At 37.7% G+C, this 15,892-nt stretch carries 15 protein-coding genes and 1 CRISPR repeat array; of the genes, 5 read left to right on the forward strand and 10 right to left on the reverse strand.

Annotation, left to right across the window (positions count from 1 at the left end; genetic code table 11):
- From cydB to KQI94_RS07920, 6 genes are all read right to left on the reverse strand, one after another.
- On the reverse strand, positions 1-450 hold a 450-nt coding region (cydB, locus tag KQI94_RS07895), incomplete at its 3' end, for a cytochrome d ubiquinol oxidase subunit II (RefSeq protein ID WP_216454353.1).
- Positions 447-1,865: a cytochrome ubiquinol oxidase subunit I gene (locus KQI94_RS07900; protein WP_002356974.1), complete on the reverse strand. Its 1,419-nt coding sequence runs from the start codon at positions 1,863-1,865 to the stop codon at positions 447-449. The genes KQI94_RS07900 and cydB, both read right to left, overlap by 4 nt.
- Before the next feature lie 406 nt (positions 1,866-2,271).
- Positions 2,272-2,637: direct repeats of the CRISPR family, unit length 36 nt; unit sequence GTTTTGGTACCATTCTAAACAACATGACTCTAAAAC.
- Positions 2,638-2,794: 157 nt separating this feature from the next.
- Complete coding sequence (locus KQI94_RS07905) at positions 2,795-3,658, reverse strand: AraC family transcriptional regulator (protein WP_002364371.1); 864 nt, start codon at positions 3,656-3,658, stop codon at positions 2,795-2,797.
- Between the two features lie 84 nt (positions 3,659-3,742).
- A complete protein-coding gene (locus KQI94_RS07910; RefSeq protein ID WP_002369154.1) occupies positions 3,743-5,824 on the reverse strand; it encodes a DNA topoisomerase III in 2,082 nt (693 codons plus the stop codon).
- Positions 5,825-5,954: 130 nt separating this feature from the next.
- Positions 5,955-6,320: a DUF1033 family protein gene (locus KQI94_RS07915; RefSeq protein WP_002356966.1), complete on the reverse strand. Its 366-nt coding sequence runs from the start codon at positions 6,318-6,320 to the stop codon at positions 5,955-5,957.
- A 97-nt stretch (positions 6,321-6,417) separates the two neighbouring features.
- Entirely contained in the window at positions 6,418-6,987 is a 570-nt protein-coding gene (locus tag KQI94_RS07920; protein ID WP_002356965.1) for a TetR/AcrR family transcriptional regulator, read from the reverse strand.
- A 132-nt stretch (positions 6,988-7,119) separates the two neighbouring features.
- On the opposite strand from KQI94_RS07920, the gene KQI94_RS07925 reads away from it, so the two are divergent.
- Positions 7,120-7,635, forward strand: coding sequence for a YbhB/YbcL family Raf kinase inhibitor-like protein (locus KQI94_RS07925; RefSeq protein WP_002356963.1), 516 nt, complete (start codon positions 7,120-7,122; stop codon positions 7,633-7,635).
- Between the two features lie 16 nt (positions 7,636-7,651).
- Positions 7,652-8,884: a multidrug efflux MFS transporter gene (locus KQI94_RS07930; RefSeq protein ID WP_002369152.1), complete on the forward strand. Its 1,233-nt coding sequence runs from the start codon at positions 7,652-7,654 to the stop codon at positions 8,882-8,884.
- Positions 8,885-9,070: 186 nt separating this feature from the next.
- Here KQI94_RS07930 and mnmA read toward each other — a convergent pair whose 3' ends face one another.
- From mnmA to KQI94_RS07950, 4 genes are all read right to left on the reverse strand, one after another.
- A complete protein-coding gene (mnmA, locus tag KQI94_RS07935; RefSeq protein ID WP_002360009.1) occupies positions 9,071-10,195 on the reverse strand; it encodes a tRNA 2-thiouridine(34) synthase MnmA in 1,125 nt (374 codons plus the stop codon).
- Positions 10,196-10,420: 225 nt separating this feature from the next.
- On the reverse strand, positions 10,421-10,765 hold the full coding sequence (locus KQI94_RS07940; protein WP_002356959.1) for a DUF1831 domain-containing protein: 345 nt from the start codon (positions 10,763-10,765) through the stop codon (positions 10,421-10,423).
- A gap of 67 nt (positions 10,766-10,832) precedes the next feature.
- Complete coding sequence (locus tag KQI94_RS07945) at positions 10,833-11,978, reverse strand: cysteine desulfurase family protein (RefSeq protein WP_002360007.1); 1,146 nt, start codon at positions 11,976-11,978, stop codon at positions 10,833-10,835.
- 156 nt (positions 11,979-12,134) lie between these two features.
- The gene (locus KQI94_RS07950) at positions 12,135-13,109 is read right to left on the reverse strand and encodes a ribose-phosphate diphosphokinase (protein ID WP_002362076.1); all 975 of its coding nucleotides are present in this window, start codon (positions 13,107-13,109) and stop codon (positions 12,135-12,137) included.
- A gap of 212 nt (positions 13,110-13,321) precedes the next feature.
- Between KQI94_RS07950 and KQI94_RS07955 the strand changes: the two genes are divergently transcribed.
- From KQI94_RS07955 to KQI94_RS07965, 3 genes are read left to right on the forward strand one after another with little or no spacing between them, the layout of a single operon-like run.
- The gene (locus tag KQI94_RS07955) at positions 13,322-14,071 is read left to right on the forward strand and encodes a metal ABC transporter ATP-binding protein (RefSeq protein WP_002369147.1); all 750 of its coding nucleotides are present in this window, start codon (positions 13,322-13,324) and stop codon (positions 14,069-14,071) included.
- Complete coding sequence (locus KQI94_RS07960; protein ID WP_002369145.1) at positions 14,068-14,937, forward strand: metal ABC transporter permease; 870 nt, start codon at positions 14,068-14,070, stop codon at positions 14,935-14,937. The genes KQI94_RS07955 and KQI94_RS07960 overlap by 4 nt, the downstream gene beginning before the upstream one ends.
- Positions 14,924-15,850, forward strand: a complete 927-nt coding sequence (locus KQI94_RS07965; protein WP_002356954.1) for a metal ABC transporter substrate-binding protein — start codon at positions 14,924-14,926, stop codon at positions 15,848-15,850. The genes KQI94_RS07960 and KQI94_RS07965 overlap by 14 nt, the downstream gene beginning before the upstream one ends.
- Positions 15,851-15,892: the final 42 nt, after the last annotated feature.

Consider the following 15,892-nt stretch of genomic DNA (forward strand, 5'->3'; position numbering starts at 1 on the left):
CATATTGCCGTTTGCATCTAAAGGCATCCCTTGGACTAAGCTGATAAACAAAATACCAAAGAAGAACGGTACAAGGAAACTACCAATTGATAGTGTCCAGTTCCACATCCGACGACGTTTACCTTCCGGCATGTTATGGCGGAATTCAAAGGAAACTCCGCGAATAATTAAGCCAAATAAAATCGTAAATAGAATTAAATAGTAGCCACTAAATAATGAAGCATACCAATATGGGAAAGAGGCAAACATTGCGCCGCCCGCTGTTAATAGCCAAACTTCGTTTCCGTCCCAAACAGGTCCAATTGTTGCAACGACTTGATCTTTTTCGTCGTCATTGTGTGCCAACGTTTGAACGGCCATTCCAACACCAAAGTCAAATCCTTCTAAGAAGAAGAAACCTGAGAACAAGACGCCGATAAGGACAAACCATAATAATTGTAGTGTACTCATTCGCCAAATACCCCCTTATCAAATGGATCCAACGCTGGTTCATTTTCTTTCGCTAATTTTTTCGCTTCATAGTCTGGTCCTTTACGTAATTCTAAAATAACCAAGTAAACCATGACACTACCTAAACCAGCAAATAATAAGAAATAAATGACATTTGACGTAATTAATGAAGCAACCGATACATTTGGCGAAACACTTTGTTCAATCGTAAATAATCCATAGACAGTCCACGGATAACGACCTAATTCAGTGACTAACCAACCTGTTGTATTGGCAAGGAATGGTGCGAACGTACATAAAGCAACAATCCACAGCATCCATTTCTTCTCGTACAGCGATGGTTTTTTCTTCCTTGTAAAGAATAGTCCTAAGGCAGCAACCAATAACATTAAGGCACCAAAACCAGCCATGATACGGAAGCTCCAGAATAAAGTGTTAACTGGTGGATAATAATTTTTATCATCCCCATATTTTTCTACCAAGCGCTTGTTGACTGTATCCATCCCATCAACCGAACCTGATAATTTATTATACGATAAAATACTTAGCATATACGGAATATCGATACCAAAAACTTGTTTATGTTCTCGTTCATCTGCCCAAGCAATCAATGTCCAAGCAGCAGGATCATCAGAGTCTTCATAGGCCCCCTCCATCGCCGCAAATTTCATTGGTTGTCCTTCAATTAGAGCTTTCATTTGCAAGTCGCCAGCTAATAAAACGCCGATTGAACCGAACAAAGTAACCCATAAGCCAATGCGCATAGATGCTTTGTGGAATGAAATATCCCGTTTTTTCAACAATTGGAAAGCAGCCATACCAGCTACTGCCATGCCGCCCAATGTAAAGGCGCCCATGATAACGTGTGAAAATTCATACCAAACTTTTGGATTGCTGATGACAGCTACAAAGTCCACCATTTCAGCACGGCCATTATTGATGACATAACCTACTGGATGTTGCATAAAACTATTGGCAACTAGAATCCAGAAAGCAGACATCATTGAACCGAATACGACTAACCAGATAAACGTTACGTGAACTTTCGGATTCATTTTATCCCAAGTGAAGATCCATAAACCTAAGAATGTTGACTCTAAGAAGAAAGCTAAGAGCGCTTCTACCGCCAACGGTGCCCCAAAAATATCTCCGACGAATCGAGAATAATCAGACCAGTTCATCCCAAACTGAAATTCTTGAATAATCCCGGTTACAACCCCAACAGCGAAGCTTAATAGGAATATATTTCCCCAAAACTTGGCCATTTTACGATAACGTTCCTCTTTTTTCACAACGTACATTGTTTCCATAATTGCTACAACAAGTGCTAATCCTATTGAAAACGGTACGAAGAAAAAGTGGAAAACTGTTGTCATCGCAAATTGGATTCTCGCCAATGTTACAATATCAAACATATTATTTCCTCCCTGATTTGCCTCCACACAAAGAAACAAGCTTACCTGAATTGTTCATTTCCATTAGTGATGACTCCTTTTATCTACGAAACTAAAAGAAAATTCAAGTGAACTTTTCCAAAAAGTGTGAAAATGCATGTAATATAGAATAATTCCAATCTAAGTATACAACTTTCTGAGGCAGAAACCAAACAATACAGAAGCATTTCTCACAATTTTTTTAGGTGCTCCCAAGATTTCTTCCCTTTCTTCTATCAATAAAAAAAGCCCTTCCTAAAAAAAGGAAGAACTAATCTCAATCTATCAACATTTTGACTTATCACTTGATTAGTTTTCGAAAATCGAAGCAGCTCGTCTTTGATGATAAAAATTCTAATCTTGTGATGAAAATTACGGATTGCTTGTGGTGATAGTTTGTTTTTTAACAACATGGCTCTAAAACAAATTTTTTGAACTTAATGCAATTTCTTGAGTTTTGGTACCATTCTAAACAACATGACTCTAAAACAAAACTTTTGACGGCTCTTTAGTCAACCCAGTTTTGGTACCATTCTAAACAACATGACTCTAAAACTAGAACTGCATCTCTAAAGGCTCCGTATTCGTTTTGGTACCATTCTAAACAACATGACTCTAAAACTCGGACGAGGTTGCTACGATGGCGTAGTCCGTTTTGGTACCATTCTAAACAACATGACTCTAAAACATAAAGGTGTCTATACCGATTATAGTGGCGGTTTTGGTACCATTCTAAACAACATGACTCTAAAACCTCGGAGAATTATTTTTTCTCCATGATTCCGTATTCGCATCACTTATCCATAGCTAGATTTCAGTTTAGAAGGTCTGATTTTTTTCTTCACGTTTATTATACCAAACTTTCTCCTTCTTGGCGGAAAAACCCACCATTTTTCAATGGTGGGTTTTCTTTATTTAGTAGCTGTAACAGCGAGCCAGATTTCACTATACTTAGCTTCTGCTGGTCCTTGATATTGCGTAAACGAAATTTCTGGTGCTGCAACGACTTGGTAACCAGATGAAGGCAACCATTCAGAGAATATCCTTGCCCAGGTTTCTTGTAAAGTTTGTGGGAAAGGACCTTCATTTGGAAAAACCGCCCATGTATGAGCAGGTACGCTTAGTTGCTCCAAATCTTCATAGGTATTTTCTTGCGAAGTGGCAAAGCCAATCATGTGTGTCATTTCTCCACCTTCTGTTGTTCGTCCCTCTTGAAAGTCAAAAGAAGCATTTACTACTTGATGAGGATATATGTCATCAAATGTATGCATTTCCGCTCGTTGTTGTGGTGTAATGCGCTGTGCTAATTCCATGATTGCTTGATTTTCCCCTTGATACTGCAAGGGAACCTTCTGACTAACTCCGACTATTTGAAACGCTGGTTTTTCAATCAATTTAACATCCATTGATTGTCCTCCTTTAATATCAATATAGAAAGAGAATTTAGGAAACGTTTTTTGGATTTGTGTTTTCATTACTTCAGAAGGGGCTTGTCCTGACCAATCGCGAAAAGCTCTTGAGAATCCTTCAATACTTTGATAACCATATTTAAAAGCTACATCTGTCACTTTTTCACCAGCAAGTAATGCTAAATTTGCTTCCGCCAAACGTCTCTTTTTAATATACTCAGCCAGACTCATCCCCGTAATAAACGAAAAAGTTCGTTTAAAATGGTAAACAGAAATCCCTGTCTTTTTCGCCAATTCATCGAAGGATACTTCTTCCGTTAAATGTTCTTCAATATAATCCATTGCTTGATTTAAATTTGCGAGCATCCGTGTCCCTCTCTTTCTATTTGAAAGTTTACTAAAGACCAACAAGGATGACTTGATTATTTAGAGCCAACATTCGTCAAGTCGCTACTCTTGATTCATAGCGGCTTTTAAGGCCTGCGCTAAAGCACTTTCTTCTGGTTCGTCTGGTTGTGAATATTTTTTCATCAAACGACGTTCTTCATGTTTAGTCATTTTTTGTTTTCGTTCTTTTTTATCGGGAATTTTTTCAGTAATCGAACAGAATTTACATTTGAAAGAACGACCATTTTTTCCTTCTATGATGACCATTTTTTTATGGCATTGTGGGCAACGGTGATTGGATACTTTAGGATCTTTTCGCCGACGATAAGAACATTCTTGGTTTGTACAAACGTAAATCTTCCCATCTTTCGTATTTTTTTCCCGTAAGTTTGAGCCACAATCTGGACATTTTTTTTGCGTAATGGAAAAATCTTGATATTTTTTCTCGCTTTGTTTAATTTCACGGACTAATTTTTTCGTATCCTCTTCAATATCCTTTAAGAAAAGTTGACTCTTTTGTTGACCCGAAGAGATTGCTTCGAGCGACTTTTCCCATTTTTCCGTTAGTTCAGGTGTCACAAGTGATGGATTCACCAAGTCTAATAGTTGCTTTCCTTTGGCAGAGACACTTAAACCGCTATTGGTTCGTTCCATCAATTCTGATTTAATCAGTTTTTCAATGATTTCAGCTCGCGTTGCCGGTGTGCCTAAACTGTGTTTCTCCATTTTTCCTAACAACGTTCCTTCGGTTAATGGTTTTGGCGGCGACGTTAATTCTTTGTTAATGGTAAAGTTTGGCGCAACGGTCATGCCTTTTTGCCATTGGACAATGGACAGCGGCTGTTCGGCTGTTGTTTTCCAGCCAGCAACAACTACTTTATTTTGATGAAAGACAAATGTTTCTTTTCCAAAAGCGACTGTAACTTTTGTTTGTTTGGTTTGATTTGGCTCAGCAAACAAACCTAAGAATCGTTGAACAATCATTTGATAGATTTTTTGTTCATCATTACTTAGCTTTTCATAACGAGGACGTTGTTCAGTTGGAATCAACCCATGGTGATCTGTGACTTTTGCATTTTGGAAAACTTTTTGTTGTTTAACAACGGCCCCATTTTTAAGGTAGCCTTTCACTTCTGGTGAAAAATCAGCAATGGCTTGAAGTCGTTCTTTCATCGTTCCTTTCATATCCGTTGTTAGATATTTGCTGTCAGTTCGAGGATAGGAAACAATTTTATGGGTTTCGTATAAACTTTGTACAAGAGACAACGTTTTCTTTGCAGAAAATTGGAATCGCTGGTTGGCTTCACGCTGGATTTCGGTTAAATCATATGGTAACGGCGCATTTTCTGTTTTAACTTTTTCTTGAATATCGGTAACTAAGCCCTTTTGTTTTGAGAGTTCTTTGACTAATTGTTCTGCTTCCTGCCGTTCTTTTAAAGCGTATGGATTTTTTTGGGTCATCTTTGCTTTTTCTGATTCAACAGTTAACGAGATAGTAAAATAAGTTTGAGGCTTAAATTGTTCAATCGTTTTTTCTTGTTGGCGCACCATTGCTAAAGTTGGTGTTTGAACACGACCTGCGGATAAGTTATCTTGATATTTCACTGTCAAGGCCCGTGTGACGTTTAGCCCCACTAACCAGTCAGCTTTTGCGCGCGCCAAGGCAGAGTAATACAAATTATCGTAGTCTTTCGCTGGGCGAATTTTCTTAAACCCGTCTTTAATGGCTTTGTCTGTTTGAGATGAAATCCATAAGCGTTTGACTGGTTTGTTAAAACGGACATATTCTAAAATCCAGCGGGCCACTAATTCACCTTCACGACCAGCATCAGTGGCAATCACGGCTTCAGAAACATCTTTACGATTGGCTAATTGTTTAATCGCTTTTAATTGATGTCCCGTTTTCGGTAACGGTTTAATCCCTAAATTCTTAGGAATCATCGGTAAAGTTTCCATTTGCCACGTTTGCCATTCTTTGTTTAAATCTTCTGGCATTTTTAGTCCTAAGAGATGGCCTAAAGCCCAGGTGACAATCACGTTGGGTCCTTCATAATAATTCTTATTTTTTTGATTTGCTCCTAAAACGCGGCTTAAATCTTTTGCTACGCTAGGTTTTTCAGCAATAATTAATTGTTTTGCAACCACTAGTTTCGCTCCTTTTTGAGTGCTATCTTTTCGTATTATACCAAATATTGGTTCGATTTTCTCTAAATTCCGAGAATAGAAAAAGAGTTTAAAGAAAATTCCCTGAGGTTTTTCTTTAAACTCATGCGTTTCAAATAACTTTCCGTTTGCAGAATTTTGTTTTGCCAAAATGATTGGATATTGTGGTAAACTCAGCTTTATTTTCAAAAGTAACCGCATGATGATTTTCTAGTAATGCTAAACCGAAGTATTGTTGTAAATCTTCATCGCATTCTTCACACCAGCGTTCTTCCCCATCATTCCAGAAAGCCGTTAAATAATTAGGCTTTGTGTTGACGTATGTATAATTCTGAGAAAGTTTTTGCCAAACTTCCACATAATATGTCTCTGCATCGGTCAAGTTATCGAAGGTTTTTTCTTGAACAATGTCCTCTTGCCAATCATCAAAAAACCACCAAGGTTCATTGTCGCCATACATTGTAATTACTTGATACATTGAACCGCTCCTTTTTTTGCTACTGTAGGTATCATAGTCACTTTCTGAAAAAGTTGCAAGGATTTGGTTTCGGACTGAGAAATTTTTGAAATTTATTTTATCCTGCCACTTCTAAAGAAGCAATAAAATCTTCAATCATGCGACGATAACTTTCTTCCGGCGTGGCTTCTTCGCGTTGAAAATAACCTAAAAAACGTAAGGTAATATAACCATGGATTAAGCTACGTAATTCTCGACTTTTATGCAGTCGTTCTTCATTATTAAATGGATAAAAAGCTAAAAGTTGTAAGATAATTTGATTGGTTTCATGGATGCCTTCAATTAATTGTTGGTTTTGCGTTTTCGGCACACTGATAAGTAATTCATAGACTGCAGAATTTTCAAAAGCAAATTGTTGGTACGTTTCAGCATATATCCGAATTGCTTCTGCGCCACTCTTACCCACTAAGGCTCTTCGCAATGCATCATTTAATTCTTGAATTAACAAGTCCACTAGAGCATTTTTTACTTCAGCAATATTTTTAAAGTGATTATAGAGTGAAGGATACTTGATGCCTAAATCAACGGCTAAATTTTGAAAGGTTAATTGTTGAACGCCCAATTCTTCCGCTAGATTGCGGGCACTTTCAAGGATTTTGGCTTTCGTTAAATTCCGTTTTTTTGCCATCTTTCTGACGCCTCCAATTCTTAAATTTTGGACAATTATTAGTTTATCATATCTATTGACTCTTTTTAAACTATAAATTATAGTTTATAATAATAATTTGTAAACATCATTTTTGAAAGAAGGCTGTTTGGCATGCATATTACCAACCGTTCTCATTTGGCCGATCGTTATGGCAAACGAACCAGTGCAGAATTTTTATTACACGAACGTCCTATTTTATCTTTTCCTATTTCTTTAGCGGCCATTCCTAAAGAAGCCCGTTATTTATCCTGGGAATTAATTGATTATGACACGATTCCTCTAATCGGTTTCCCTTTTATTCATTGGTTAGCTGCCAATGTTCCTGTAACCAATGAGATTCCTGAAGACTTTAGTCGAACAGCACTCAAGCCTACCATTCAAGGAAAAAATAGTCTTGCTTCTCCTTTGGGGAAACAGATGATTCCTGCGCTTGCCACTGAAACGTTACCTGAGTTAACCGAACGTTATCTGGGGTTAAGCCCTCGCTCTGGTGTGCACACCTATACGTTATATGTGTACGCTACAAAAAATCCACTAAATTTAAAAGAAGGCTTTTTTGCGAATGAATTGCATCAAGCATTGAATGATCAACTACTCGCCAAAGCCAAATTTGAATTTCTTTACTAGAAAGTGAGGAAATAGAATGTATGAATTAATTAAAAGTAAAATTTTCCGTCCAAGACAACCTTGGGAAAAAAATCTGCTCGTTTTATGGTTTGGCACATTTATGGCTGGTATTGGCTTTAGCTTAGTGATGCCATTTATGCCTCTTTATATCAACACATTAGGTACTTTTACCCACCAACAATTGAATTTTTGGAGCGGAATCACGTTCTCTTCCACTTTTTTAGTCACGACCATTGTTTCACCTTGGTGGGGCCGTTTAGCCGACCGAAAAGGACGCAAGTTAATGTTATTACGTGCTTCATTAGGGATGGCTATCGTCATTAGTTTAATGGGCGCAGTCACAAGTGTTTATCAATTGATTGGCTTGCGCTTATTACAAGGTGTTTTTTCCGGTTATATCAGTAATGCAACTGCGTTAGTTGCTACAGGCACACCTAAGGAAAAAAGCGGTCAAGTGCTTGGTACTTTAGCCACTGGTTCTGTTACCGGCACGTTGCTTGGTCCTCTTTTGGGCGGTGTCACTGCGTCTATTTTCGGTTATCGGCCAACCTTTTTCATTACTGGTACGATTTTATTACTCGTTTTTGTTTTGAGTCTCGTCTTTGTCCATGAAGAGTTTGTGCCAATTGAAAAAAATCAAGCCGCATCTGGGAAACAAATTTTAAAAAAACTAGAACATCCCCACGTGATTCTTGGAATGTTTATTACGACATTAATCATTCAAGCTTCCAATAATTCAATTAGTCCCATCATCAGTTTATATATTCAACAATTGTTGGGTGGTCACGGAAATGTCACCTTAATTAGCGGAGTCATTGCTTCTATTCCAGGGATTGCAACGTTAATAGCCGCCCCTCGTTTCGGCCGGTTAGGCGATCGTATTGGCAGTGAACGCATCTTGACAATTGGCTTAATTTTAGCCATTTTCGTTTACCTACCAATGGCCTTTGTTCAAAATGTCTGGCAGCTTGCCATGCTTCGTTTCTTAGTTGGGATTTCCGATGCCTGTTTACTACCAGCTGTTCAAACGTTGATCACTCGTTATTCCCCAAGTGACGCTGCAGGTCGTATTTTCAGTTACAATCAATCTTTCCAAGCGACAGGAAATGTGATTGGTCCTATGATTGGTTCAAGCGTATCTGCCGCTTTCGGTTATCGTGGAGTCTTTATTTCCACTTCTTGTCTGGTTCTCCTTAACCTTCTATGGGTTCGTCGAAGCACCGCCGAATTAAAAAAAAGAGAAAAATGATGACTAAGTTATACACAGAAAAGTTATCCACAATTTGAATTTTTAATTTTTCTCTTTTTCTTATTTTAAAAAAAATAGGCCTATAAAACAAAAAAGAAAAGCGGATATTTACTGGTTTTATGACCAGCATATCCGCTTTTCTTTTGGTTAACTTCATCCTTTTTGTTTCACAACTCGTGAAACTTTTTAGACGTATTGTAGTTCTTTTTCATCTTGGTAGGCGCGATCAATTAAGCCGCCCCCTAAGCATTCCATTCCATCATAAAAAACAACAGCTTGACCTGGAGTGACTGCGCGCGCTGGTTCCTTAAACGTAACGGTTGCTTTTGTGCCATCTTCAGATAAGGAAACATGCACTGGGATATCTGCTTGACGATAACGGAATTTAGCCGTACAGTCAAACTCTTTTGGCATTGGCGTATCAACAGTAAAATGAACCTCACTAGCTTCTAAATGTGTTGCATATAGTTTTTCATGGTGAAATCCTTGTCCCACATATAATGTATTGGTAGTTAAATCTTTCCCAATTACAAACCATGGTTCTTGTGTTTTACCGCCGCCACCAATTCCTAAGCCTTGGCGTTGACCGATAGTATAATACATCAGACCATCATGTTGTCCTTTGATTTCGCCATCTTCTGTCACCATGTTGCCTTTTTTAGCTGGTAAATAATTACTCAAAAATTCTTTGAAATTCTTTTCACCAATAAAACAAACGCCCGTTGAGTCTTTTTTCTTGGCTGTGGCTAATCCAGCACGTTCAGCAATTGCACGAACTTCTGATTTTTCCATGCCACCCAATGGAAACATTGTTTTTGCCAATTGGGTTTGTGATAATTGGCTTAAAAAATAAGTTTGGTCTTTATTATTGTCAATTCCACGTAACATATGCACTACGCCATTTTCATCCGTTTCTACTTGCGCATAGTGGCCAGTTGCAACATAGTCAGCGCCTAGTTGCATAGCATAATCTAGGAATGCTTTAAATTTAATTTCTTTATTACACATGACATCTGGATTTGGTGTCCGTCCTAACCGATATTCTGCTAAAAAATATTCAAACACACGGTCCCAATATTCTTTTTCAAAATTGACCGAATAATACGGAATCCCAATTTGATCCGCTACTTTTGCGACATCTTTATAATCCTCAGTTGCGGTACAGACACCATTTTCGTCTGTATCGTCCCAATTTTTCATAAAGATCCCAATTACATCATAGCCTTGCTCTTTTAAAAGCAACGCTGTGACAGATGAATCGACACCGCCACTCATGCCTACCACGACACGCGTTTTGCTGTTATCTGCCATTTTATCACCATCATTTCAATTAGATTCTGAAATCATCCACGATTTGAAGGTCGTAACTTTTCAGTGCTTTTCATTATACTATTTTTTTGAAATAAGTAAAGCAAGCCGGGCGTATAATGAGAAAACACTTGGAACAAAGACACAGCCAACAAGCTATTGCTTTCAAATAAACAGAAAACCTGAAGGAACAAGCTACTTTCACTTGTTTCTTCAGGTTTCTCTAAATTATTCTACTTTCTCTAATACACCACGGCTAATTAAGCCATCCATTAAGAAGAAGTATTTTTCTTTACTCATTTCATGTTGTTCATTCTTGAAAATATTCATTGGTTTTAAACCATTTGCCGTTGTAATGGACATTTTCAACTCTTTTAGATCAGCAGTGATCGTAATTTTTAATTTGAAGCCTTCATTTCTCTGAGGCGTTGGATCTAAGGAACGAATCAATTGAAAGTTCCCTGATTTTGTTTCAGTAAAGCCGTTATCTTTTAATGTATAGCGTTTTGCACTAGGATGTACTTTGTAAAAAACTGTTGAGCCTTCAACAGCAGCCGTTGTTGTAAATGCCATGGGTTCCACCTCGTTATTTTCATTGTTATCTTCATTATAGCGAAAACCTGTAGCTGCCGCAATCAGATTATTTTTTCAATTGTTGAATCACTGCAACTAGCACTTCAGAAAAAGTCGCAATTTCTTCTGGTGTGTTCCCGTAGCCAAAACTAATCCGGATTGATTCTTTAATAGCTGAGGAATTTTCTCCATACATCGCTGTCAACACGTGTGAGGGATCCACAGTTCCCGCTGTACAAGCCGAGCCTGTTGAAATCGCAATACCTCTTAAGTCCAAATGCATTAAGAGCAAATCACTGGGAATTCCTTTTAAATGAAGATTTAAGACATGCGCTAAACGATTGGTTGGTTCACCATTAATTGAAAAATCAATATTGGCTTCTTCTAACGCTTTTAAAATAATCGTTTGAAAACTTTGATAGGCTGTTTTTCTTGCTTGCTTTTCTGCAGAAGTTAGTAATGAAACGGCAGTACCCATACCAATAATTCCAGCTAAGTTTTCCGTGCCCGCACGTCGTTTTTCTTCTTGTTCCCCACCATGTAAAAGAGGTGGTAATTGGATTGCATCGCTTTTAAATAAAAAACCTACGCCTTTTGGACCATTGATTTTATGAGCGGAAATACTTAATAAGTCGATCCCTAATTCATGAGGTAAAATGACTTCACTTCCATAAGCTTGGACGGCATCTGTATGAAAAATCGCCGAATGATTTTTAAGAATTGCACCAACTTCAGCAATCGGTAATCGATTTCCAATTTCATTATTGCCATACATCATTGAAACCAAGATCGTTTCTTCGCGTAAAGACTTTTTGAATTGATCCATTGAAATCTGACCATTTTCATTCACAGGCAAGTAAGTCACTTCAAAGCCTAACGTTTCTAAGTATTCCATCGTTCGTAACACAGCGGGATGTTCAATTGCCGTAGTAATAATATGTTTTCCTTCCTTTTGACGAGAAAAAGCAACTGCCAAGATGGCTGTGTTATCCCCTTCTGTGCCACCACTATTAAAAATAATTTCGTGGGGTTTGGCTTGTAAGCTCTCGGCAATCGTTTGACGCACTTCTTCCAGAAGACCGTGTGCCTTTCGTCCAAACTGATGAATACTTGATGGATTGCCAAAAGTCGTTTGCATATTTTCAGTCATCGCTTGAATGACCGTTGGATGAAGCGGCGTTGTTGCCGCATGATCTAAATAAATGGGTTCCAAATGACTCGTCCCTTTCCTTATGTTCTGGCGTTATTCTAGCATAAAAAGCTTAAAACACAAAATCAGAATACTTTCTCTTCTATTTATAAAAGAGATAAGAAAAATAGGCCCAACACTATTAAAGTTGTTAGACCTATTTCTAGTTTAAGGAATCACTTATTCTCCTTTTGGTTCTAAACGGAATAATGGACTCATTGGTTTATTTTCATGGATACGAAGTAACGCTTCCCCCATTAACTCAGCGCAAGAAATAATATTCAAGGTTGCTGGTTGGCGGTCTGCTGTCGTATAAACAGAGTCAGTAATACTAATTTCCTTAATTGGCGCATTTTCTAAGGTTGCTTTTGCGCCTTCTGATAACAAACCATGCGAGGCGCAAGCATATACTTCTTGCGCACCATTTTTCATTAAAACTTCCGCCGCTGTGGCTAACGTTTGACCAGTATTCAAAATGTCATCAACAAGAATACATTTTTTTCCAGCGACATTCCCAATAACGTAACCTTCTTGGCGCACCCCATCAATCTCTTCATGGTCTACAATTGCTAAGGTCGCATCTAAGTACTCCGATAAACTACGTGCGCGTTGGACGCCACTGTTTTTAGGCGAAACAATCACAATTTCTTCCCCTACTAATGCTTGTTGACGATAATAATGAGCAAACAAAGGCATTGTAAATAAATTATCTACTGGGATATCAAAAAATCCTTGGACTTGAACAGTATGCAAGTCTAATGTTAACAAACGTGTTGCGCCTGCCTCTACTAACATATTAGCAACTAATTTCGCAGTAATGGGTTCTCTTGGTTTCGCTGTGCGGTCTTGGCGAGCATAACCATAGTAAGGCAAAATAACATTAATTGTTTTTGCGCTAGCACGTTTTAATGCATCAATTAAAATAAGCAATTCCATCAAATGATCATTTACAGGGGCATTCGTTGCTTGGATGATGTAGACATGATCGCCACGAATACTTTCTTCAATATTAATTTGAATTTCGCCATCACTAAATTGGCGCACGGTGCTTTTTCCTAATTCTGTTCCTACTGATGCTGCGATTTTTTCAGCAAGTGGTCGATTTGCATTTAAACTGAAGATGCGTAAGGTGTCATCTTGATAGTTTTCGGTCATGATATCCTCCGTCAATATAAAATAATAGTCGTTTTCATTCATATTCTACCATTTTTTGTCATAAAAATCATGGGATACTCCTTAATTTATTGAAAGAAACGGTTTTCTTTGTGAAAAAAGCGCTTGTATTTAGGTGCACCTAAAAATTGTTTGCATTTTTTTAAACTATCCCTTATAATGATTTTAAGGTAAACCTAAAAAGGAGGAATTTCATGAGAAAAAGCTTTAACTTAGCTGTTCAAGCGTTAACCGTTCAATATCAAGGACGGACCGCTTTAAATAATATCCACGTTACTATTCCCTCCGGTAAAATTACTGGAATTATCGGACCAAATGGTGCTGGAAAGTCAACATTTATTAAAGGGCTATTAGGCTTGATTAAAACAAAGGAACGTGATGTTTTGTTAAATAATCAAGCGATTGACCAACAAAAAACAACCATTGCCTATGTAGAACAACGTAGCGCCTTGGATCTTAGTTTCCCCATTAGCGTTTTTGAAACGGTCTTGCTAGGAACCTATCCAAACTTGGGACTATTAAAACGCCCAGGAAAGAAAGAAAAGCAAGCAGCCATGGCTGCATTAAAAATGGTGCAATTAGAAGACTATGCGCAACACCAGATTGGCGAACTTTCTGGTGGCCAATTACAACGTGTGTTTATCGCCCGTGTTTTGGCCCAAGGTGCTGAGGTGATTTTTTTAGATGAACCTTTCGTCGGCATTGATATGTCTAGTGAAAAAGTGATTATGGATATTCTCAAATCATTAAAAAATCAAGGTAAAATGATTATCATTGTTCACCATGATTTGCACAAAGTGTCCCACTATTTTGATGAATTAATCGTTTTGAAAAACCGGCTAATTGCTGCGGGTCCTGTTGAACAAACATTTACTGCAGAAACGCTCCAAGAAGCATACGGTGATTTGTTAGGTGATTTATTAATACAGGGGGTTGCAAAATGATTGCTGCATTTATTGATGGTTTATTCCGTTATCAATTTTTACAAAATGCCCTTTTGACGTCTGTAATTGTCGGACTCATTTCAGGGGTAATTGGTTCATTCATTATTTTACGTGGGATGTCTTTGATGGGTGATGCGATTTCCCATGCCGTTTTACCAGGAGTCGCTGTTTCTTATATGTTTGGTTTCAATTATATTTTTGGCGCTTCTATTTTTGGCTTACTAGCTGCATTATCGATCGGCTTTATTACCCAAAAAAGTCCACTAAAAAATGATACTGCCATTGGTGTTGTCTTTAGTTCTTTTTTTGCTTTAGGGATTATTTTTATCTCTTTTGCAAAAAGTTCCACCGATTTATATCATATTCTGTTTGGAAATGTATTAGCGGTCGCAGATACCGATATTTTAATTACTTGTGTCGTCGGCGTGATTGTTTTGATTTTTGTGGCATTGTTTTATAAAGAGTTGCAACTCACTTCTTTTGATCCCACAATGGCTCAGGCCTATGGTTTAAATATTCAATTTTTCCACTATGCATTGATGTTTTTACTAACACTAGTCGCTGTTTCTTCTTTGCAAACCGTCGGAACTATTTTAGTCATTGCCATGCTGATTACACCAGCGGCAACAGCTTATCTATTAACAAATCACTTACCGACAATGATTGGCTTAGCCTCTACTTTTGGGATTTTAAGTTCAGTGATTGGCCTATTCTTCAGTTATTCTTATAACTTAGCTTCTGGTGCGACGATTGTTTTAACCGCCGCCTTATTCTTTTTATTGGCTTTCTTTTTCTCACCAAAGAAAGGCCTAGTATTTGTAAACCGTGAGAAAGAAATGGAGGAATCAACGAATGAAAAAATTTAGTTTATTTTTTTTAACACTTTTAGCAGGGTTAACGTTAGCTGCTTGCGGGAATCAAGCCGCTGAAAAGAAAGAAAAATTAGCAATTGTGACAACGAACTCGATCCTATCTGATTTAGTGAAAAATGTTGGGCAAGACAAAATTGAGCTGCATAGTATTGTGCCAATTGGGACAGACCCTCACGAATATGAACCGTTACCAGAAGACATTGCGAAAGCTTCTGAAGCGGACATTTTATTCTTTAACGGCTTGAACTTAGAAACAGGCGGAAATGGCTGGTTTAACAAATTAATGAAAACGGCCAAAAAAGTTGAGAATAAAGATTACTTTTCTACAAGCAAAAATGTTACGCCACAATATTTAACAAGTGCCGGTCAAGAACAAACAGAAGATCCGCATGCTTGGTTAGACATTGAAAATGGCATTAAATATGTAGAAAACATTCGTGACGTGTTAGTAGAAAAAGATCCAAAAAATAAAGATTTCTATACAGAAAACGCGAAAAATTATACCGAAAAACTTAGCAAACTACATGAGGAAGCCAAAGCTAAATTTGCTGATATTCCTGATGATAAAAAATTATTAGTTACAAGTGAAGGTGCCTTTAAATATTTCTCCAAAGCTTATGATTTAAATGCCGCTTATATTTGGGAAATTAACACAGAAAGTCAAGGAACACCTGAACAAATGACCACGATTATTGATACCATTAAGAAATCAAAAGCACCTGTGTTATTTGTTGAAACCAGTGTCGATAAACGTAGTATGGAACGGGTCTCAAAAGAAGTGAAACGACCAATTTACGATACACTTTTCACAGACTCTCTTGCCAAAGAAGGAACAGAAGGCGATACGTACTACAGCATGATGAACTGGAATTTAACAAAAATCCATGATGGCTTAATGAGTAAATAAATAATAAAGAAGAAAGAACCAAGTTGACTCCCCCTCAACTTG

The sequence above is a fragment of the Enterococcus sp. S183_ASV_20 genome, from assembly GCF_018919685.1.
In the GTDB taxonomy this organism is placed as follows: Bacteria; Bacillota; Bacilli; order Lactobacillales; family Enterococcaceae; genus Enterococcus; species Enterococcus faecalis.

Bases quoted from the DNA above. Each gene is read 5' to 3' on its own strand.
- KQI94_RS07925 (WP_002356963.1), top strand. From the start codon at position 7,120: ATGCATATTACCAACCGTTCTCATTTGGCCGATCGTTATGGCAAACGA.
- KQI94_RS07900 (WP_002356974.1), bottom strand. From the start codon at position 1,865: ATGTTTGATATTGTAACATTGGCGAGAATCCAATTTGCGATGACAACA.
- KQI94_RS07950 (WP_002362076.1), bottom strand. From the start codon at position 13,109: ATGACCGAAAACTATCAAGATGACACCTTACGCATCTTCAGTTTAAAT.
- KQI94_RS07920 (WP_002356965.1), bottom strand. From the start codon at position 6,987: ATGGCAAAAAAACGGAATTTAACGAAAGCCAAAATCCTTGAAAGTGCC.
- KQI94_RS07960 (WP_002369145.1), top strand. From the start codon at position 14,068: ATGATTGCTGCATTTATTGATGGTTTATTCCGTTATCAATTTTTACAA.
- KQI94_RS07955 (WP_002369147.1), top strand. From the start codon at position 13,322: ATGAGAAAAAGCTTTAACTTAGCTGTTCAAGCGTTAACCGTTCAATAT.
- KQI94_RS07915 (WP_002356966.1), bottom strand. From the start codon at position 6,320: ATGTATCAAGTAATTACAATGTATGGCGACAATGAACCTTGGTGGTTT.
- KQI94_RS07940 (WP_002356959.1), bottom strand. From the start codon at position 10,765: ATGGCATTTACAACAACGGCTGCTGTTGAAGGCTCAACAGTTTTTTAC.
- KQI94_RS07930 (WP_002369152.1), top strand. From the start codon at position 7,652: ATGTATGAATTAATTAAAAGTAAAATTTTCCGTCCAAGACAACCTTGG.
- mnmA (WP_002360009.1), bottom strand. From the start codon at position 10,195: ATGGCAGATAACAGCAAAACGCGTGTCGTGGTAGGCATGAGTGGCGGT.
- KQI94_RS07965 (WP_002356954.1), top strand. From the start codon at position 14,924: ATGAAAAAATTTAGTTTATTTTTTTTAACACTTTTAGCAGGGTTAACG.
- KQI94_RS07905 (WP_002364371.1), bottom strand. From the start codon at position 3,658: ATGCTCGCAAATTTAAATCAAGCAATGGATTATATTGAAGAACATTTA.